The sequence below is a fragment of the Bradyrhizobium sp. SZCCHNS3052 genome (assembly GCF_032484495.1).
Lineage (GTDB): Bacteria > Pseudomonadota > Alphaproteobacteria > Rhizobiales > Xanthobacteraceae > Bradyrhizobium.
In genome coordinates, this window is sequence record NZ_JAUETB010000004.1 from 1 (window position 1) to 19,854 (window position 19,854).

Below are 19,854 nucleotides of genomic sequence, written 5' to 3' on the forward strand. Positions count from 1 at the left end.
TCAAACAGAGGGCGCAGGGAAGGCCGGGCGCTGGCCGCGCCCGTGGCCCGCCAGCGAAAGAAAATGCTGGCGGCAGGCACCACAGGTCTGGCCGAACACACCCGGCCCTCCCTGCGCGATTGGTTTTAACGGCTGCTTCGCGTTCTCCCTGGTGCGCCGGGCTGTCTGGCCACCATCACGAGCGCGACACGCTGAGGGTATCGGCACCCGCTTGATATCAGCGTCGGGATATCAGGACCGCGCGACTTGACCGTGCGTGCATCGCCGTTCGTCTGCGCGATCAGCTCACGCTGCGTCGACCCACGCCCATCGCATCCCACTGCCAACGATCCGTGACGGTCGCGAAACGTCCCTCATGCGGCAGCAGGGACGTGCGGAAATGTGCAGGTGATTTGCCCGACGGTGCAATGCCGACAGCGTGCGACAAACTAACACGACGGGCAATTCGCGCATGTCGGGAATGCGGAAACTGCCCGACGGGCAACAGAGCAGGCTTTGATCCGCACAATAGCGCGGGGATGCCAATCCGGTTGCAGCGGCAGAAAACACAGCTTAGCGGTACTGTTCGCTGGCTCCGGCTGATCTTAAGAATTGGAACCCGGCCGTAACAGCGATCGCCGCTGCAGCCGGCACATGGGGGATCAGGATGAAGCATCGCTGTCGGTACGTAGTCGTCGCCTCCGCCATTTGGCTCACCGCCGCAACGCCGCCATCGGCAAGAGCCCAAGCGACATCACAGGAGTCCTTGGCGGCCGCGAAAGAGCTGGTCTCCGTGATGCATATGAATGACCAGGCGACAGCCCTGTTGCCGATCATTCTGAAGAACCTGAGACCGACGATCGTCCAGGGGCGCGCCGAGGTCGCTCTGCAATATGATGCGTTGATCCCGAAGTTCACCCAGGCCTTTCAGGGCAGGGTTTCCGAATTCTCGGATGCGATCGCGGTCGTCTATGCCAGGAACTTCTCGGCGGACGACCTCAGGACCATGGCTGAGTTCTACAGGACCCCGACAGGTCAACGAGTCCTGCAGAAGCTGCCGTCCGTCACCCAGGAGTCGAGCATTGCCGGGCAGAAATTTGGTCAAGCTCTCGGCGAAGAGATCAGGAAGCAGATGGTCGATGAACTGAGGAAGAAAGGTCTCGATCTTTGATCCGAACTCCCGATCGTCATGCAGCGGCGCTGCCCTGCGACATAACCGGCGCGACGGGCAATTTCCGTATGACAGGCTTGTGGTCCGTCCCGCCTCGCCATCCCCGGGAAGCCGAACCGAGACGTCCACGGTCATGCCCCCGATGCCGGGCACGACACCGGATTGCAGGCTCAAACCTTGCCGCGGGCCGATAGTCCGGCGAACGACAACGCAAGTCGATGGTCAGCTCATGCGCCTTCGAACTTGAACGACACGTTGAGCTTGGCTCGATAGGCTTCCACCTTCCCCTTCGCGTCGAGCTGCATATCGAGCTGGACCACTTCTGCGACACGCAGGTCTCGGAGTGTCTTCGCCGCCTGCTCGACGGCGTTGGTAGCTGCCCTTTCCCAAGATTCGCTGCTGGTACCGATCAGCTCGATGACTTTGTAGACGCTGTCAGACATGTCGGTCTCCTGTTCGGTATGGAGCAGGAAGCAGGTGCTCCCTGCCACAACTGAACGTAGCATCATCGCGCGGCGCCTGAAAGGACGCAGCCTACCCATGGCAGCCGCAGGTCCGGAGCTACCACGAGTAGCGCTAACGCCTTGCGCGTCTCACAAGCCCTTGCGCCCCTACACGCCGCCCAGCTTGCAGACGTGCTTCCATTCCGCAGGCGTGACCGGCTGCACCGACAGCCGCGACTGCTTCACCAGCGCCATCTCGCTCAGCATCTTGTCGGCCTTGATCGCGGCGAGCGTCACCGGGGTCTTGAAGGGCTTGTGCGCCTTGATGTCGACGCAGACGAACTTGCCGGTCTTGTCGGTCGGATCAGGATAGGCTTCCTTGATGATCTCGGCGATGCCGACGATCTCCTTGCCCTCGTTGGAATGATAATAGAAGGCGAGGTCGCCCTTCTTCATCGCCACCAGGTTCTGCCGCGCCGTGTAGTTGCGCACGCCGGTCCAGGCCTCCCCCTTCGCGCCCTTCGCCACCTGCTGGTCCCACGACCATACCGAGGGTTCGGATTTCACCAGCCAGTAGTTCATGATGGTCGTCTCTTTCCACTCGTCCTGGCCAGGCAAAAGCGCGAAGCGCTGGGAGGTCCCGGCCATCCACGTCGCACTGCTCGGCGCATTATCCAAGACATGGATGCCCGCGACAAGCGCGGGCATGACGGCGGAGAGAGCGTCGTGCTGGATGACGTCGGTCGCGCGGCGGCCCTCACTCCTCCGCCTTGAATGGGCGCATCATCAGCGCCTCGATCGCGGCATCGATCGTCACGGTGCCGGCGAGAATGGCGGCGACCGCCTGCGCCACCGGCATCTCGACGCCGCGCGAGGTGGCGAGTTCGACCAGCACGGGCGCGGTGTATTGTCCCTCGGCGAGCTTGCCTGCGGGCAGCGGCTCGCCGCGGCCGAGCGCGAGGCCGGCGGCGAAGTTGCGCGATTGCGGACCGGCGCAGGTGAGGATCAGGTCGCCGAGGCCGGACAGGCCGGTCAAGGTCTCGCTGCGCGCGCCATAGGCGCGGCCGAGCCGCACCAACTCGGCGAAGCCGCGCGTGGTCAGCGCCGCCAGCGCCGAGGCGCCGAGATTGCGGCCGGCAACGATGCCGGCGGCGATCGCCAGCACGTTCTTGGCGGCGCCGCCGATCTCGACGCCGCGCACGTCGGTCGAATGATAGGGCCGGAAGGTCGGCGAACCCAGCGCATGGACGAGGTCGGCCGCGAGCGCCTCGTCGGGCGCGGCGAGCGTCACCGCGGTCGGCAGCCCTCGCGCGACGTCGTCGGCGAAGCTCGGGCCGGACAGGATCACCGGGATCGCGTTCGGCGCGGCCTCCGCGATCACCTCGGTCATGAATTTATGGGTGCCGTGCTCGATGCCCTTGGCGCAGGCGACGAGCGGCGTGCCCGGACGGAGCAGCGGGGCGAGATGCATGACCGCACCGCGCAGATGCTGGGCGGGGACAACGATGAGAACGGCGTCGGCGCGGGCGGCCTCGGCGAGATCGGCGGTCACGGCGATGCTGGGGGCGAGCGGAATGCCGGGCAGTCGCGGGTTTTCGCGGGCAGCAGAGATGCGCGCGGCGTGGTGGCTGTCGCGCGCGTAGAGCGTGACCTCACGGCCGGCACGCGCGGCGACGGCGGCGAGCGCCGTGCCCCACGCACCGGCGCCGACGATGGAGATCGTTTGGAAACGAGTCATTCGCCGCGGATTCGGCTGCGCTCCCTCCCCCCTTGCGGGGGAGGGTTGGGGAGGGGGGTGCCACGAGCGAGAATTTTTATGGAGCCACCCCCACCCCCGACCCCTCCCCGCAAGGGGGAGGGGAGCGCACCGCGTATGGTGCAGGAGCTTGCCACATCACAGCCGAGGGCGATCCAGCCGCTTCGTGCAGGATGAAAAAGCAATTCCATCACCCTCAAAACCCCGCCCGCGTATTCGCGAACTTGCCCGGCACGCTGGCATTGGCATCCAGCAGCCAGCGCGCGCGCGGCGCGGCGTCCATGCCGTCCACCATCCCTAGCGCCAACCGCTCCAGCCCGGCCCAGGCGATCATCGCGCCATTGTCGGTGCACAGCGCCGGCGGCGGCATGATCAGGCGGGTGCCGGCCTGCTGCGCGACATCGTCGAGTGCGCCGCGGATCGCCTGGTTGGCGGCGACACCGCCGGCGGCCACCAGCGCGGTCGGCGCGCCGAAACGCTGCTTGAACAGATCGAGGCCGACGCGCAGGCGGTCGGCGGTCGAGTCCAGCACCGCGGCCTGGAAGCTGGCGCAGAGGTCGGCGATGTCCTGCTCGCTCACCTTGCCGAGCCGGCTGATCTCGTTACGCACGGCGGTCTTCAGCCCGGACAGCGAGAAATTGGCATCGCTGCGGCCCTGCATCGGACGCGGGAAGGCAAAGCGCTGACCGTCGCCGTTGCGCGCGGCCTGCTCGACCTGTGGTCCGCCCGGATAGGGCAGACCCAGCATCTTCGCGACCTTGTCGAACGCCTCGCCCATCGCGTCGTCGACGGTGGTGCCGAGCCTGACATAATCGCCGACGCCGGCGACCGCGACGATCTGGGTGTGGCCGCCGGAGGCCAGGAACAGGCAATAGGGGAAGTCGATTGCATCGGTGAGGCGCGGCGTCAGCGCATGCGCCTCGAGATGGTTGACCGCGATCAGCGGCGTGTCGTGCACCATCGCGATCGCCTTGGCGGTGGTGAGGCCGACGATGACGCCGCCGATCAGGCCCGGCCCGGCCGCCGCCGCGACGCCGCCGAGCGCGGCATAGTCGATGCCGGCCTCGCGCATCGCCGCGTCGATGAGATGGTCGAGCATGTCGACATGGGCGCGCGCGGCGATCTCGGGAACCACGCCGCCATAGATGGCATGCTCGTCGGTCTGCGAGCGCACAACATTGGAAAGGATCTGCCCCTTGCCGTCCGAATCACGCGCCACCACCGCCGCGGCGGTCTCGTCGCAGGTGGTTTCGATGCCCAGCACGAGCGTTTGCGATTCGTTACCCAATCTCAACCCTTTTGGTCATTATGAGTGCGCAGAACCGCCTAACACCACGAGGTCGCCAGGTGCAATCGTCCGTCCGTTGCAGCCCGGCCGATCCGTGTTCGACGGGAGCATAGCACATGGCCGTGCTGGTGACCCGTCCCGCCCCTGACAATGAACGCACCGCGAGCGCCCTGCGCGCGCGTGGCTTCGAGGTGCTGCTGGCGCCGATGCTGCGCTTCGAGCCGGTCGCGCTGCCGCCGGACGTCGGCGGCGATGCCGCCGGACTCATCGTAACGTCATCGAACGCGCTGCGCGCGGCGGCGCCGCAGCTCAGGGCGTCCGCCTTGCTGCGCCTGCCGCTGTTCGCGGTCGGCGACCGGACGGCCGCAGCCGCACGCGAGGCCGGCTTCACGCAGGTGATCTCGGCCGCGGCCGATGCGACCGCGTTGCGCGACCTGATCGCAGACAGCGGCGTCATCGAGGCCAGGGCCACCCTGCTCTATCTCGCCGGCGCCGACATCTCGCGCGACCTCGCCTCCGAACTCGCCGAGCGCGGCTTCGATGTGATCACCCAGACCGTCTATCGCATGGCGCAGGTGACCACCCTGCCGCGCGAGGTCTGCGACGCCTTCGCAGCCAACCGGATCGAGGCGGTGCTGCATTATTCGCGGCGGAGCGCGGTTGCGTTCGTGGCGGCCATCCGCGCCGACGGCGTCGAAATCTCGGCGCTGGCGGTGCCGCATGGCTGCCTGTCGGCCAATGTCGCCGAGGTGCTGCGCGAGGCCGGCGCCACCCAGGTCACAATCGCGGCGCATCCGGATGAAAACGACATGCTGGAGGGCCTGACCCGTGCGCTACGGTCGTGAATGGCGTAAGAGGGCCTGCTCAATCTTGCCTCAGCCAGGGAACTTCCACCATGGTCGATGAACCCGACACCGCTGCACCGGCCTCCGACACCGGGCGGCCGAAACGGCCACCGCCGACCATCGATTTGGAGCCGACCTCGCGCGAGGAGCGCCCGTCGGCCAGCGAGAGCGCGGCCGAGCGGCCGACCACGTCGCCCTGGTCGGCCCCGGCCGAAGCCTTGGCCGAGGGGTCGTCGGGCGCGGCGAGCCAGTCGCATCCGCATGGCGCCGGTGACGCCGAACCGGAATCGGCCGCCAGCGAGACGCCCGAGGAGACGGTCGCCGCGGCCGAGCCGCCGCACGCCGAGCTTCCTCCACCCCCGCCGCCGCGTCCGGTGTCGCCCTGGATCATCGCACCGTTCTCCGGCGCGGCCGCGGCCGCGCTGGTGATCGGCGTCGGCTGGATGCTCGGCTGGCCGCCTGTGCAGCCGCCCTCGGCGATCTCGCCGCAGTCCGCCGCTATCGACGAGCTCACCTCCCGCGTCGCCGGGCTGGAGCAGCGCGTCGGCAAGCCGGACGGCGCCGTGACCGGCCGGCTCGATGCCGCCGACAAGACGATTGCAGCGCTGCGCAACGACGTCGCCGGCCTGCGCGCGCAGGCCGACAAGACCGTGGCGGCCCTCAACGATGTCCGGGCGCAGCCGCGGGACGGCTCCGCGCCGGCGCCCGAGCCGGTCGATCTCTCCGGCCTGACGGCGCGCATCGACGCGCTGGAGCGGGCGAGCAAGAGCCAGAGCGCGGCGCTGGCACAGGAGCGCGCCAAGCTCTCAGAGGCGGCCAAGCCGGCCGACGATGCGCCGCTGCGCCGCGTGGTCGCCGCGACCCTGCTCGACGTCGCCGTGCGTCACGGCGATCCCTATGGAGCGGCGCTGACCACCGCCAGATCGCTGGCGCCCGACGCGGTCGCGCTGAAGCCGCTGGAGGCATTCGCCACGACCGGCGTGCCGAGCCCCGCGGCACTGAGCCGCGAGCTGCTCACCATCGTGCCGAAGCTCTCGCCGCCGGCGCCCGAGAGCACCACGGGGACTTCGATCCTCGGCAAGCTCTCGGCCGGCGCCTCGAGCCTGGTCAAGGTCGAGCGCACCGACGGCGCCGGCACCGATCGCGGCGCGGTCGTGGCACGGATCACCGCGGCGGCGCTGCGCAACGATTTCGCCGAGGCCCGCCGCGAGCTGAAGGGTCTCTCGCCGGAGGATCGCGCCCCCGCCAATGACTGGCTCGCACGCGCCGATGCCCGCGACGCCGCGCTGTCGACCGCCCGCAAATTCGCCGACGACGCGATGACCGCGCTCGCCAAACCCGCGCAATAGGACGCCCATGTTCCGGATCGTCATTTTCCTCATCCTGGTCGGGCTCGCCGCTGCGGGCTCGGCCTGGGTCGCCGAGCAGACCGGCGACGTCGTCTTGAATTGGGGCCCGTGGCGGATCGCCATGACCTTGCCGGTGTTCGTGCTGGCGCTCGGCCTGACCATCGCGGCCTGCGTGCTGGTCTGGAACCTGATCAGCGCGCTGCTGCGGGCGCCCGGCCACATCCGCAAGGCGCACCGCGCCCGCCGGCATCAGCGCGGGCGGCACGCCATCACCCACGGCCTGCTGGCGATCGGCCAGGGCGATTCGACGGCGGCGCGGCAGCACGCCGACACCGCCAAGCGGCTGGCCGGCGATGATCCGCTGACGCTGCTCCTGCACGCCCAGGCGGCGCAGCTCGAAGGCGACCGCGACGGCGCCCGGCGCGCCTTCCGCGCCATGGCCGAGCGCCACGACACCCGCCTGCTCGGCTTGCGCGGCCTGTTCATCGAGGCGCAGCGCGCCGACGACGCCTATGCCGCGGTGATGATCGCCGACGAAGCGCTCAGGCTGGCGCCCAACGCCACCTGGGCCTCGCATGCCGTGCTCGGCTTCCGCTGCGCCGAGGCCGACTGGGACGGAGCGCTTTCGATCCTCGACGGCAACTACACCGCCGGCATGATCGACAAGCCGACCTACCGCCGTCAGCGCGGCGTGCTGCTGACGGCGCGCGCGCTGGCGCTGGAGACCGGGGATCGCGACCTGTCGCGCTCGAGCGCGATGGAGGCGGTGAAGCTGGCGCCGACACTGGTGCCGGCCGCGGTGCTGGCGGCGAAGTTCGAGAGCGAGGCGCACCAGGTGCGGCGCGCGATGAAGATCATCGAGGCGGCCTGGGCGGCGTGTCCGCATCCGGATCTCGCCGATGCCTACGCCCATGTGCGGCTCGGCGATTCGGCCACGCAGCGGCTGGCGCGGGTGGAGAACCTGGCCGCGCGGACGCCCGGCCATGTCGAAGGCGCGCTGGCGGTGGCGCGCGCGGCGATCGACGCCGCCGAATTCGGCCGCGCCCGCGAGGCGCTGGCGCCGTTCACGGAGGATCCGACCCAGCGCGTGGCGATGCTGATGGCCGAGCTGGAGCGCACCGAGCATGGCGACGCCGGCAAGGCGCGCGAATGGGCGCTGCGCGCGGTGCGCGCCCGCCACGACCCGGCCTGGACCGCGGACGGCTATGTCAGCGATCGCTGGCAGCCGATCTCGCCGGTCACCGGCCGGCTCGACGCCTTCCAATGGCAGACGCCGGTGGCGAGCCTGCCCTCGGAGCGCAGCAGCGTGATCGAAAGCTCGGCCTTCGCCGAAGCCGTGCTGGCGCCGCCGGCCCGGCCCACCGTGGCCGAAGCCGCGGTCGAGCCGCCGCGCGAGGCCGTGGTGATCACTCCGGCGCTGCAGGACAACGAGCCGCCGCGGCCGGTGGTCGCGGCCGATCCCGAGCAGGCCGAACAACCGGCCGAGGCCGTGGACAAGCCTGTCGACAAGCCGGTGGATATCCCTGTGGACATGGCTGAGGATAGCCGGTTGATCGAGGCCGTCGCCGCCGAGCCGGCGCCGCCGTTGCAGGCCGCGGGTCCCGTCGAGGCCGAATCGGAGCCGGAGACGGAGGCCGAGCCGAACGCGGTCGCCGCCAAGCCGGCCGAGACGGCGGCAGCCGCGCCGACGCCGCTGTTCCGCACCCGCAACGATCTCGCCCGGCCGGCGGAGACGCCGATCCAGGCGATCGTGCCGATCATGCGGCCGCCGGACGATCCCGGTGTCGATGACGATGACCAGCCCCGCGACGAGTTCGCCGAGCAGATCGCGCCCAAGGCCCAGGCCGGCGGCTGGCGCGGGTTCTGGTCGCGGTTCGGCGGCTGAGGACCGTCAGGCCCTCCCGCCGTCCCGGTCACACCGGTTCGTTTCGGAGCCGCGGCCGCGCGCGTTGTCCTTGCCAACGGGCCGTCCGCCCGATATCAGGAGCGCGTCCGCGTCGTCCGGCCTCGTGCCGGGCGCTCGCCGCTATGGTTCGCCGCAATAGCTCAGCTGGTAGAGCACGTCATTCGTAATGACGGGGTCGGGGGTTCGAGTCCCTCTTGCGGCACCACCCCCCTTCCGCAGCCGTCCTCCCTCGTTCGTTTCTCGCCGACAAGGTACTGAAAACAAAACATTTTCGGTCATTCGTGGCCGTCACGGTTTGTTCTCGTTCGTTGACAGCCGATGAAATTGTTGGCCTCCTTGTTGGCCTTTCGGGCGATGTAGCTTTGAAAAGGCCAACAGTTGGTGCGTGGCATGGCGAGTGGAAAACTTACGGACGCTGCCGTTAGGAACGCCAAGGCTAGTGGGCGGCTAGTGAAGCTCTCGGACGGGGGCGGCCTGCAACTGTGGCTTACGCCAAGCGGTGGCAAACTCTGGAATTTCGCGTATCGGTTCGGCAGCAAGCAGAAGAAGCTCGCCCTTGGCGAATACGGCAAGGCCCCGGCCGGTGTGCCACTGGAAGCTGCCAGAAGGCTAAGGGACGAAGCTGCGGGCCTCTTGCGGGACGGCATCGATCCCGCCATCCGGAAGCGCCAGGTGAAGGCGGCGCGCGCCGAGGCTCAGGCCAACACGTTCAGTGTTCTGGCCGATGAGCTGCTTGCCAAGAAGAAGCGGGAGGGCGTTGCGACTGCGACCGCTGGCAAGCTGGAATGGCTGCTCGGCCTGGCCAAGGCCGATCTGGGACCGCTGCCGATCGGCGACGTCTCCGCTGGCGAAGTCTTGCGGGTGCTGCAACCACTGGAAGCGGCCGGCAAGCTCGAAACGGCAAAGCGCCTGCGGGCGGTCATTGGTGCCGTATTTCGATATGCTGTCACGACCGCCCGTGCCAATGCGGACCCGACCCAAGCGCTGCGCGGCGCAATCGCAGCTCCAAAACCGAAGCACCGGGCGGCGATTATCGAGCCTGTCGCGTTCGGCGGCTTGCTGCGGGCGATTGACGGCTTTCAGGGCCAGCCAACGACGAAGGCCGCGCTGCAACTGATCGCCCTGCTAGCGCCGCGGCCGGGCGAGCTGCGCCACGCGACATGGGCTGAGTTTGATCTGGACGCTGCCGTGTGGAACATCCCCGCCGAGCGGACGAAGATGCGCAGACCTCACCGCGTCCCGCTTCCAGCGCAGGCTACCGCCATTTTGCGGGATCTGCATCCGATCACAGGGCGAGGCGTGGCCGGGCTTGTCTTCCCGGGCCTGCGTTCGGTGACGCGGCCGATCAGCGAAAACACGCTGTGTGCGGCGCTGCGCCGTCTCGGCTATTCGAACAACGAGATGGTCGCTCACGGTTTCCGCTCGACCTTTTCGACCCTGGCCAACGAAAGCGGAAAGTGGAGCATCAACGCCATCGAGGCTGCGCTGGCGCATGTTGAGCCGAATGCTGTGCGCCGGGCCTACGCCCGCGGCGACTATTGGGATGAGCGTGTGAAACTGATGACGTGGTGGGCCGACTATCTCGATGCGCTGCGCCAGGGTGCGCGCATATTGCAATTCAAGGAAGCGTCAGCGTGAGCAGTGGTGGGCCTAGTACGTTAAGATCGTGTGCGGGGATAGGAAGGCTATCCGATAATCCGGTCAGCACCTCCGGGTACACATCGATTGGGGTACGACACGAGTGAGCTTATGGCGGCGGCCCTTTTGGTGAACAATGGGACGCCGGCATTTCACCAAGAACGGATCAGAAAACGCGGAGTTGGCTGCGTGGAGAAGCCCCTCTGTCAGCGCAGGACAAGCCTGTTGCTATCAGCGCAGAACTAGGACCGATTGACGGTCCAATCAGCAACGGGCCGAAGACGCGCCTCTCTAAGGAATAGGGCAAGCTGCCGCCACGGCGGACGCGCGCGTTGTTGATCATGCGTTTCGAGGACAACGACGATTGACGTTCATCTTCTCGTCACCGGACTTCACCGAGCGCGCCCCTCGGTCGCCACGAGACAGGATCTGCGATCCACCGGTTGATTTCGGATTCATGCCAACCGCTGCCATTGGTGCTGATCTTGATCTGAACCGGGAATGTGCCCTCGGCGATCTTGCGGTAGATCGTGGACCGCGACAGCCCGGTCCTCGCGAGAACGGTTTTCAAACGGATGATGCGGTCCGCTTCGCGCATGGCCGGGCTGCCTCCTGCTGGCTGGTTCTGACGGCTGCTGAGAGAAGAGAGGCCACCGCCTGGCGGGCGTGCAATTGGGTTTTCGACTTGTCGGGGCGTGGCGCCCAAGCGGCGGCAGATAGGCCTAGTCAGCGTTCGAGGCCTCGGTCTTTTCCAAGGCCGATACCGTGGGCAAGGGCTAGCTCCTGGCCGAGCCGGCGGCCGGATTCGAACGCGATGCCGAGGTCGTTCTTGCGGCCGGCGAGGATGGATTCCAATTGCGGATCGCGTTCGAGGCTTTTGGCCATGTCGCCCATTGCCGAGCGCGCAGCCTTGTAGCCGGACATGTCGCCAGCTTGGTATAGGCGCTGACTGGTGTGGCCAAGCTTGTGCCAGCGCTCCACAAAGCGATCGGCGCGCCGGCTTGGATCGGTGCGAAGTTCGGTCTCGATCTGGAGCGCACGGATGGCGGGGCTGACCTGACCGGCCGCCGCCTTACGGGCGAGCTCCGGGTTGTTTCGGTAGGCGGCTTCGGCGTCATGCGAGCCATAAGGCCGCACCGCCTCGAAGGCATGGCGGGCCGTCTGTAGTTCTTTCACCTGCTCCGGACTTGCCTGCCTGCCTATCTTCCGCTCCGCGAAGATCGCATCCACGGCGCGGGCATGGCGCACGAGCGCCCGGGTCCGGACGCGACGTGCTTCCACCTCGGGATCTTGCGCCACGTTCCTTGCCGGCACTTCGGGTTCACGCCGGTCGGTTGCCGTACCACTCCTTTCCCTTTCCGGCGACCCGGGCTCGGGCCGTTGTCCGCCATATCGGTCGGACACCTCCCCAGGAACGCGAAGGCCGTCGAACATGTCGCGCAGCTTCTCCGGCATGACCTTGCGTACGATCTCGGCCACGCGCTCGCGAAACGTGATCCCACGCCGCTCGGCGTAGCTTTGGATCGGATCGGCACGGTCGTAGTCGGAAGCCATGTCCTTGGCGCGATCGCGCGACAGGGCGCGGACCAGCCGAACCTCATTGGCAAAGTCGTCACGGCCATAATGCAGGTCGACGCTGTCGCGATGCCGCGACAGGGAGACATAGCTGCTGTGGGCGTCCATGCCGGGCGTCGCCAGCACATGGACGCGGTCCACCGTCATGCCCTGCGCCTTGTGGATCGTCGCCGCATAGCCATGGTCGAGCCGATTGTAATCTTTGAGGTCGAAGCGCACGGATCGGCCATCGTCGGTCTGCACGGTCATGGATTTTGCGCTGACCTGCTCGATGGTTCCGAGCGTGCCGTTCTTGACGCCGAGCCCGCGCTCGTTCTGCAGGAACATGACCCGATCGCCGCCCGCAAAGTCTCTCGTGCCGCGCTCGACCGTCACCTCCACCTCGTCGCCGAGATTGCCCGCTGCCCGCATCCGCTCGCGCGCCGTCTCGTTCAGCGCATGGACCTCTTCGTTGGTATGGGTGAGGATGATCCGGCTCCGATCCGGCGAGGCCAGCCGGTCGCGGTCCCAACGCTCGATCAGATCCCCTCGAGCCTGCTCGCGGGTCTGGGCCTCGTGCACCAAGCCATGGGCGCGGTAAGCTCCGAGCGCATGATCCACCTTGCCGGTCGCTAGATCGCGCGTGGCACCGCGCTGCCAGTCCTCCCGCTGACGGCGCACTTCGCCGATCTCGGCGCCGCCGTGACGCTCATAAATCGACCGGAAGGCCGCTCCCGCTTCGATCGCCTGCAGCTGTTGCGGATCGCCGACGAGCACCACCTTTGCGCCAGCCTCGGCGGCATGGGACAGCACGCGCTCGAGCTGCCGCGTGCCGACCATCCCCGCCTCGTCGATGACAAGCACATTGCTCGATTTGAGCAGATCACGGCTCTGTCCCCAGCCGTGCTCCAGGCTGGCAATCGTGCGCGACGCAATGCCCGATCCGCTTTGAAGGTTTTCCGCGGCAATGCCGGACAGCGCCACGCCCCGGACCTCGAAGCCAGCCGCTTCCCACGCCTCCCGTGCCACCCCCAGCATCGCGCTCTTTCCCGTCCCGGCATGGCCGACCACGACGCTGAGATCGCGTCCACCCGTGACGTGCGCCAAGGCGTCAACCTGCTCGGATGACAGCACCAGGCCGCGCGCTTCCGCACGCGCCAAAGCCGCCCTGCGCTCCGCATCTCGCACCTCGAGGCGCTCCCCTCCCGCCAACAATTCAGCGGCACGGTGCAGGCGCTGTTCCGTCTCGATCATTCCGCGGGTTGTGAACCGATCCTCGCCGCGGGCGTCCTTACCGAGTTCGATCAGATCGGGCGTTCCCTGTATCGCGCCCATGACCGCATCGAACTGGTCGAGCCCGTCACTGTGCCGGTGCGCGAATTTTGCCAGGTCGCGGCGCGTGAAGGTCGATTGCTGCTGGGTGATCGCGTCCAGTCCAAGGGAGGGATCAGCGATGATCCGCGCGCCATTGTTGCGCGCGATCTCGCGGTGCATCTCGGCCCGGTCGGCCTCAGACTCGTCGCCCGCAATGCCTCGGATCTCAATCCGTTTGGCGGGCGCGCCGATCTGGCTTTGCGGCTCCAGCGCAATGCCCTGGGCTTCCAGGCTGCGATGGTCGATCCGCGCGTCGATGTCGAGCTGGGCCAGCCGCTCGTTGACAAGCTCGGCCCAGCGTCTGCGCCAGCGCTCGACCATCTCCGTACGGTTCCAGTCCCGTACCTTATTGCCAAAGCCGCTCTCGTCGACCGAGCGCATGGTCACCATGACATGGGCATGAGGTTTCGGCAGTCCGTCCTCCGCCCTGTCCCAATGCACATTGAGATCGGCGATCATACCGAGACCCACGAACTCGCTCCGAACGAAATCGCGGGCTAGCTCGATGCCCTGCGCCTCACTCATCTCGCGCGGAAGCGCAAACTCCACCTCGCGGGCCAGCTGGGCATCTTTCCGGATTTCGTGCGCTTCGACGTCATTCCAAAGCCGCTCGCGGTCGCTCCATGCTTCCGGCACGTTCTCCGGCAGCATGACCTCGGAATGAACGACGCCGCGCTTGGCGGAGAAATCCTGATCGCGGCCGAGCCGCTCGTCACGCAGCCGCGAGCCGGAGCGGTAGGCCGCCGATGCTACCGCGCTGCTCCCGGCCTTTCGGCCAATGACCTTGACGTGAAGATGATAGATCGCCATCGCGACCAGATCACTGGCACAGCGAAGCGCACGTCGGAACGACGTATAAGCGCGCCCTCCTCGAAAAAATCTCGGGAGGGACTACCCCGTCTCAGCTCGTCCTGATGACCTTACAGCATTCTGCGGTGTGCTCGCCTATTATTTCTCCATCGAGCTCATGGAGACGATGATGCGCAAGCCACGAGACTTTGATGCGGATCTGAAGGCACTCGAAGACAAAGCGCGCGGGCTGAAAACTCGAAAGGTGCGCCAGCTCGGCGAATTGGTCATCGCGACCGGAGCTGACACACTGACGGCTGAAGAACTGGCAGGCGCGCTGATCGTGCTGGCCGAGACGAAGGAGGCCGGGAAGAGGGAGGCATGGGCCAAGCGCGGCGCCGCGTTTTTTCAAGGACGGACGCGCTGAAATGCGCCAGCAACTGACCGCAACACGGACGGCGCTCCTGGGCAACCGGACGGCGCGCAACCGGCATCAAGCCGCAAAAGCGCGACATGACATGCGCGCGTGGCAGGTCGAACGCCGCAAGCGCACCCGGCACCTCATCGAACTCGGCGGCCTCGTGGTCAAAGCCGGCATCGTGGACCTGACCGGTGACGACCGTTCCACGATCTTGGGCGCGCTGCTTTGGATGGCTGACAAGCTTAAAAGCGGTGAGGGCGAACGGGCACGTGAGCTTTGGGCCGCGAAGGGAAAACAAGCGTTCGAAACGGACCCTGCAATGGAAACGCGCACAGTTCGTAGAATGCGCGACAATCGCACGTTGGCCGACTAACGCTTCCGCAGCAGCCCGCTTGGTGAATTGCACGATCCTAATATCAACTGCAAAGTTGGTTTGCCGCTTTACTGCAGCTCCCTTGCGACAGGAATTGAGAGCAAGGCAAACACAATTGCACCAAGCACAAGCGTGATCGCACCGACGAGAAGAAAAGCGGGTGGATACAGGCCGCTACCGCCCAGATTCAGGACGGCTCCTATCAGCGCGATGCCGAAAGCAAAGCCCACCTGACGCATTGTGACACACATGGCGGCAGCCGTCGCCGCTCGATCGGCTGGAACCGAGGAAACCGAGAAGGCCGTGATCTGAGCGTTGAACAGTGCGCACCCCGCTCCGCCCAGGAGCAGCATCGCGCCCACGGCCCACGTCGCTGCCGAGCTGGATAGATCCCTTGAAATGGCTCCCAGGAACAATGCCGCGACGCCAACCACCGTCAGTCCTCCGCCGAAGTAGAACCGTGCCGGCATACACTGCGACAAGCGCGCGCCCAGACTAGGCAGCAGGAGCATTGGTATGGTGAGCGCGGTTAGCAGCAATCCGGAGCGACTTGCATCGAGCCCCATCGGCCCGCGCATCATCTGCGGCAGATGGACGAGCAAGGACCAGTAACCGATCGAACTTGCAATAGCGGTGATACAAAGGGCAAGGAACGGAACCGACGCAAACAGTCCGAAATCAAAGGCCGGCCGCGGGTGCCTGCGCTCTACGACCCAGAACGCACAAGAAGCGAGCACGGTTGTAGCCAATGCTATCCCACGAAATCCGCCTGATGAGAGGAGCGCGTACGCTGAGGAACCGACGACTAGCGCTAGCAGGTTCGGCCCGAGCCAATCCATTGGCGGTTGAGAGCCGACACGTTCCGATTCCGCCAGCGGCGAGGCGAAGACCACGAGCGCCATACAGAGCGGAAGATTGATCCAGAAGATCCACGGCCAGCCAGCATAGGAGGCAATGATTGCTCCGAGCGGTGGTCCGACGACCATTGAGCCACCGATGACCGTACCCCAGATGCCGAAGGCCCAGGCGCGTCGCTTACCCGGATAAGCGGCCGCGAGTAGCGCCGCAGCCGCCGACGTGATCGCAGCGCCTGCGACGCCTTGCAGCACGCGCCACGCCAGCAGGCTCTCGAACGTGGTCGACGCCGCAGACAGTGCCGAGGAGAGAGCAAACAAGACGCCGCCGCCAATGAACACTCTTCGCCGCCCGTGTCGGTCTGCAAACGGACCGGCAACCGGAAGCGCGAAGATGAGAGCGAGGCTGTAGATGTCGATAATCCAGGCCTGGTCTTGCACCGGGACCCCTAAGCTGCTGGCGATGTCCGGTAGCGCTGCGGCCAGGCCCGTGAGATCGACCTGGAACAGGAATCCGCTGACACTCGCCGCAAGAAGCGCAAACCGCGGCAATCGTGAAGAAGAACCGTTATCCGCGATTGTCGGATCCTCAACCAGCGCAATTTCGAGATGTTCTGCCATCGCCTTAGGCTGGCGGAAAAACGGCTTGGCAGCGAATGAAGCATTCTCAAAATCTCATGAAACTGTATCATGTGGTTCTCATTGATCACTTCTTGCTCCGATGGTCCGTCGCCTTCCACCTTTTGCTCCATTGGTCGCGTTCGACGCCGTCGCGCGCCACCGCTCATTCACTCGCGCGGCTGAAGAACTTGGTGTGACCCAGAGCGCGGTCAGTCATCGAATTCGGCAGCTCGAGACATTTTACGGGACGACTCTGCTCCGCAGACTCAATCCCGGGGTCGAGCTGAGCGCCGAAGGAAGTTTGCTGCGAGCCGAACTTGCGATGTTGCTCGACACCATGGCCGGACTGGAGCCTCGTCTGCGCCGCCGCGCCAGCCGCCAAACCGTCAGATTGGGTTCAGGCCCGGCGTTCGCCGCGTGGTGGCTCGTCAGGCGACTTCCATCGTTTCAGTCGGAGCATCCCGACATCGATGTCGAGTTCGAGCCAATCCAAGCGGAGCAGGACGCGACGAGTTCAGTCGATCTTCGTATCGTCTGGACGTCGCTTGCCGAAGCACGGCCCAGTTCGACTCAAGCGCCATTGTTTCAGGAACGGGTGGTTCCGGTGTGCGCGCCACGTGTGCTGCCTGAAGGCAAGCCGCTGGCGAATCCGGCCGGTCTGATTGAGCTTCCGCTGATTCGCAAGGGGAGCGATCCCGCCGGTGAGTGGAGTTGGGAATTCTGGTTCAAGACACTTGGCGTGAACCAGGCCGTCTCCCGCGGGCCGGTTCTGCGTGATATCGGGCTTTGCCTCACCTCTGCCGTCGAAGGCGGCGGGGTCGCGCTTGGACGCTCGCTTCTGATCGCCGACGCAGTCGCCGATGGCCGCCTCGTACCGGCGTTGTTGGCGACGCCTCACGTGTCTTCGAGCAAAGTCCATGTGGCACGTTGGCGTCCAGAACTCACCGGTGATCGAGCTATCCGGACTTTAGTCAATTGGCTTTCTCGAGAAACATTGGTTACGGCAAACTGCCCCTCGGCTTGAACACGATGCGCAGAACGCAGACCTCTGAATTGCTCCGCAACTACGGTGTACCCAATCGAAATGGCGCACCACGGCCGATGAAGATGGGCACTACTGCTTCGCTATACCTCTATGATGCAGCGGCCGCCAAAGCGATCCGGCCGGATAACCAGCGACGGACTACGATCTTCCGCTACGCCTCATGGGCGACTGTCTTCCCGATTCCGCTGGTGGTCCGGTTACCCCTCGATAGCGGCCATTTCGATCAATCGCAGGATCGACGTGATGGGCCAATAGCCGACCACCAGTCACCGTCCCAGGCGCGATAGGAGCGCGGCCGCGTTCGGCTGCCTCGCAGCCCACGTAATATTATGTTCGCCGTCGACCTGCACAAAACCTGTACGTTCAGGCATGTCACTCCCATCAAGTGAGTTGAAAGTGCATGTTGCGCTTTCGCGAATGATGGCACCGATACGATCCTGAGCTTGGTAATCGATGAGCGCGATATACTGAACCGGCGAAGCTCGCTCGACTTGGGCAATGGCTTTCTTGGCTGCCTCGGACACTCGCCGTATCGGGTCTTTGAAGAACTCGTCGAACGTGATTGTCTTCCGAGACTCGTCTACGCTGATCCGCTCATAGGTGGACGGAGCAACCAACCGCTCCTTGATTGCTCTATCACATGTCTGCACAAATTGAGCGGTGAAGGGTGCGTAGCCGCGAAGGTACGCGTGGCCTAGAACGATCACACCGAAGCTCAGAAGCATTGCAATTGCGAGCTTTGTTCTCATCTTCCTGGTCGCTTGCCGACATTGCCCACGCCGCACTCAATACCGCTCTTGGACAAGGAAGCGGAAATCGAAGGAGAGCATCTTTTGTGCGGCCGTTACTAAAAACTAACGATGTCCGATTCGAAAAGCTGCCTTCTGATCGTCTGACGGCTCGCTTCCGGTTAAACCGCGAAAGCGGACATTCTCAATGCCGCTCTGGATCGTCCGTAGGGGGCCAGAACCGGAAGTGAACGCGACAAATGGGCTAACGCGAAGGGCTATTTGTCGCCATCAATACGGTGAGCAATGTAAAGATGCGTTTCATAATCGATGTCGAGGCCGCCTCCTTGATCGTCGATTGCTTTTGCAATTTCATCGAGCAGGTCTTCACGCGTCTCTGCCGCGAGTAACCGAACGTCCGACCGCGTGCTCAGAAACTCGGTGTAGCTGGACGCCGTGTGCTGCCATTTCCACAGATAGCACTTGTGTTCAACGGGCCCGAACAACTGCGACTGGTCAAACCAGTCCTTAAACGGGCCGTTCGGTAGGTACCAAGCTTCGGGCGGCGCCCCCCACGAGCCCGTGTGACGTAGCCAAATTTGCTTAAACCGTTCCAGTAAATGTGAGGGTAGTCCGACAGGCACGTGCCCGAAGACGGCCAGTGTTCCGTTAGTCGAAAGCAGTTGGGCGGCTTTTACGAACCGCACTTCCGGGGATACCCAGTGCCACGCCTGTGCCGCAAAGATTAGAGCGAACACTGAATTTCCAACTGGCCACGCCTCGAAAGTAGCCTCGGCTAGTTTCACGTTGGCAAAACTCGCCAAAGTCTCGCGCGCGTAGCGGATCATTTCCGATCCGGGATCAATGGCGACGATCTGCAAACCCCGCTTCGCAAAGCTTTTTGTTGCTTGACCCGTTCCACAGCCAATTTCAAGAACGGCATCGGTTGGCTCTAGGTTTGCAAATGACATGACATCGTCAATCAGAGCCTCAGGGTAATCGGGTCGTGAGGCCCTGTATACGTTCGCGACCTGATCGAATGTGAAACGCTGCTCCATCGTTTGCCCCCTTTTGGCGGTTAGGGAACATAACCTGAGCGGCGTCTGCCCGTCCAACAGCCCACTTCCGCTTCGGGTCAAAAAGCCGGCGGTCGGTGCCCGGCTCCCTTATTCCGGTCGAGGCCCGGAAGCCGACATCACCGGCGGGACCGAAGGTCCGGGACGGGCCAGCAGCGGAAGTAAACGCGACAAAAGCGAAGGGCTACTTGTCGCCGTCACCTCTTTGGCAGCGCGTCGATAGCCGCTGCATACGAATCAGCAGATTGCAGAAGCCTGATGGCCCGTGCCGCCGGTGCCTTATCGGAGTCATATTGATAGCGAATCCTGATCGCGCCGATCAGCGTTTTCTTAAACTCGGACAGCGGCAGCCTCGCTTCATTGGCCAGCACCGGAATCGCAAAAATCGAACGCAGCAACCATGGTCCGATGGCTCTGATGCCGCCGAACGGGCGAACACGAATAAAGTCTAGAACATCGAACGACCGGCCGTCGGCGTCTACTAAGTGCCATTCGCCAGCGCGGGCGCGTTGGGCCGTCTCCTCAAACATCGAGCGGGGATGTGCACAGAGTTCGAGTGGCGTCGCAGCCAGATAGATGTAGCCCTCTCGCCAACAAAGCACGGGATACGAGATGTCGGGCAGATCGGCCGTCGTTTGACTCAC

17 protein-coding genes, 1 tRNA gene and 1 pseudogene are annotated in these 19,854 nt (G+C 65.2%); 9 read left to right on the top strand and 10 right to left on the bottom strand.

Annotated features, from left to right (window positions below):
* Window positions 1-646 precede the first annotated feature (646 nt).
* Window positions 647-1,150, top strand: a complete 504-nt coding sequence (locus QX073_RS14925) for a DUF2059 domain-containing protein (protein WP_315729398.1) — start codon at window positions 647-649, stop codon at window positions 1,148-1,150.
* Between the two features lie 227 nt (window positions 1,151-1,377).
* Here the strand turns inward: QX073_RS14925 and QX073_RS14930 are convergent, their stop codons facing one another.
* From QX073_RS14930 to tsaD, 4 genes are all read right to left on the bottom strand, one after another.
* On the bottom strand, window positions 1,378-1,593 hold the full coding sequence (locus QX073_RS14930; protein ID WP_042340486.1) for a dodecin family protein: 216 nt from the start codon (window positions 1,591-1,593) through the stop codon (window positions 1,378-1,380).
* Between the two features lie 168 nt (window positions 1,594-1,761).
* Complete coding sequence (locus tag QX073_RS14935; RefSeq protein WP_315750837.1) at window positions 1,762-2,175, bottom strand: EVE domain-containing protein; 414 nt, start codon at window positions 2,173-2,175, stop codon at window positions 1,762-1,764.
* A gap of 175 nt (window positions 2,176-2,350) precedes the next feature.
* Window positions 2,351-3,331: an NAD(P)H-dependent glycerol-3-phosphate dehydrogenase gene (locus QX073_RS14940; RefSeq protein ID WP_315750570.1), complete on the bottom strand. Its 981-nt coding sequence runs from the start codon at window positions 3,329-3,331 to the stop codon at window positions 2,351-2,353.
* A gap of 214 nt (window positions 3,332-3,545) precedes the next feature.
* Window positions 3,546-4,613 carry a tRNA (adenosine(37)-N6)-threonylcarbamoyltransferase complex transferase subunit TsaD gene (tsaD, locus tag QX073_RS14945; protein WP_316169975.1) on the bottom strand — a complete coding sequence of 356 codons (1,068 nt, stop codon included), beginning with the start codon at window positions 4,611-4,613 and terminating at the stop codon, window positions 3,546-3,548.
* A 140-nt stretch (window positions 4,614-4,753) separates the two neighbouring features.
* On the opposite strand from tsaD, the gene QX073_RS14950 reads away from it, so the two are divergent.
* The 5 genes from QX073_RS14950 to QX073_RS14970 all read left to right on the top strand — a co-directional run bounded on the left by QX073_RS14950 (window position 4,754) and on the right by QX073_RS14970 (window position 10,375).
* Window positions 4,754-5,482 carry a uroporphyrinogen-III synthase gene (locus tag QX073_RS14950; protein ID WP_315825732.1) on the top strand — a complete coding sequence of 243 codons (729 nt, stop codon included), beginning with the start codon at window positions 4,754-4,756 and terminating at the stop codon, window positions 5,480-5,482.
* 50 nt (window positions 5,483-5,532) lie between these two features.
* Window positions 5,533-6,831 (top strand): hypothetical protein, encoded by a 1,299-nt coding sequence (locus tag QX073_RS14955; protein ID WP_316225967.1) that lies wholly within the window; start codon window positions 5,533-5,535, stop codon window positions 6,829-6,831.
* 7 nt (window positions 6,832-6,838) lie between these two features.
* Window positions 6,839-8,716, top strand: a complete 1,878-nt coding sequence (locus QX073_RS14960) for a heme biosynthesis protein HemY (protein WP_315750568.1) — start codon at window positions 6,839-6,841, stop codon at window positions 8,714-8,716.
* A 150-nt stretch (window positions 8,717-8,866) separates the two neighbouring features.
* Window positions 8,867-8,942: transfer RNA gene (locus QX073_RS14965), tRNA-Thr, on the top strand.
* Between the two features lie 185 nt (window positions 8,943-9,127).
* On the top strand, window positions 9,128-10,375 hold the full coding sequence (locus QX073_RS14970; RefSeq protein WP_316225968.1) for a tyrosine-type recombinase/integrase: 1,248 nt from the start codon (window positions 9,128-9,130) through the stop codon (window positions 10,373-10,375).
* Between the two features lie 382 nt (window positions 10,376-10,757).
* Here the strand turns inward: QX073_RS14970 and QX073_RS14975 are convergent, their stop codons facing one another.
* Entirely contained in the window at window positions 10,758-10,973 is a 216-nt protein-coding gene (locus tag QX073_RS14975; protein ID WP_315715837.1) for an AlpA family transcriptional regulator, read from the bottom strand.
* Window positions 10,974-11,101: 128 nt separating this feature from the next.
* Window positions 11,102-14,113, bottom strand: a complete 3,012-nt coding sequence (traA, locus tag QX073_RS14980) for a Ti-type conjugative transfer relaxase TraA (protein WP_315715836.1) — start codon at window positions 14,111-14,113, stop codon at window positions 11,102-11,104.
* A 169-nt stretch (window positions 14,114-14,282) separates the two neighbouring features.
* Here traA and QX073_RS14985 point away from each other — a divergent pair.
* Window positions 14,283-14,609 (top strand): annotated as a pseudogene (locus tag QX073_RS14985) (conjugal transfer protein TraD).
* 1 nt (window position 14,610) lies between these two features.
* On the top strand, window positions 14,611-14,886 hold the full coding sequence (locus QX073_RS14990) for a conjugal transfer protein TraD (protein WP_315715835.1): 276 nt from the start codon (window positions 14,611-14,613) through the stop codon (window positions 14,884-14,886).
* Window positions 14,887-14,954: 68 nt separating this feature from the next.
* On the opposite strand, the gene QX073_RS14995 is transcribed toward QX073_RS14990, so the two are convergent.
* A complete protein-coding gene (locus QX073_RS14995; RefSeq protein ID WP_315715834.1) occupies window positions 14,955-16,361 on the bottom strand; it encodes an MFS transporter in 1,407 nt (468 codons plus the stop codon).
* A gap of 100 nt (window positions 16,362-16,461) precedes the next feature.
* Between QX073_RS14995 and QX073_RS15000 the strand changes: the two genes are divergently transcribed.
* Window positions 16,462-17,385, top strand: a complete 924-nt coding sequence (locus QX073_RS15000; protein WP_315715833.1) for a LysR substrate-binding domain-containing protein — start codon at window positions 16,462-16,464, stop codon at window positions 17,383-17,385.
* 287 nt (window positions 17,386-17,672) lie between these two features.
* On the opposite strand, the gene QX073_RS15005 is transcribed toward QX073_RS15000, so the two are convergent.
* The 3 genes from QX073_RS15005 to QX073_RS15015 form a co-directional block, all read right to left on the bottom strand.
* On the bottom strand, window positions 17,673-18,155 hold the full coding sequence (locus QX073_RS15005) for a hypothetical protein (protein ID WP_315715832.1): 483 nt from the start codon (window positions 18,153-18,155) through the stop codon (window positions 17,673-17,675).
* 257 nt (window positions 18,156-18,412) lie between these two features.
* On the bottom strand, window positions 18,413-19,192 hold the full coding sequence (locus QX073_RS15010) for a class I SAM-dependent methyltransferase (protein WP_315715831.1): 780 nt from the start codon (window positions 19,190-19,192) through the stop codon (window positions 18,413-18,415).
* A 215-nt stretch (window positions 19,193-19,407) separates the two neighbouring features.
* A complete protein-coding gene (locus tag QX073_RS15015; protein WP_315715830.1) occupies window positions 19,408-19,854 on the bottom strand; it encodes a hypothetical protein in 447 nt (148 codons plus the stop codon).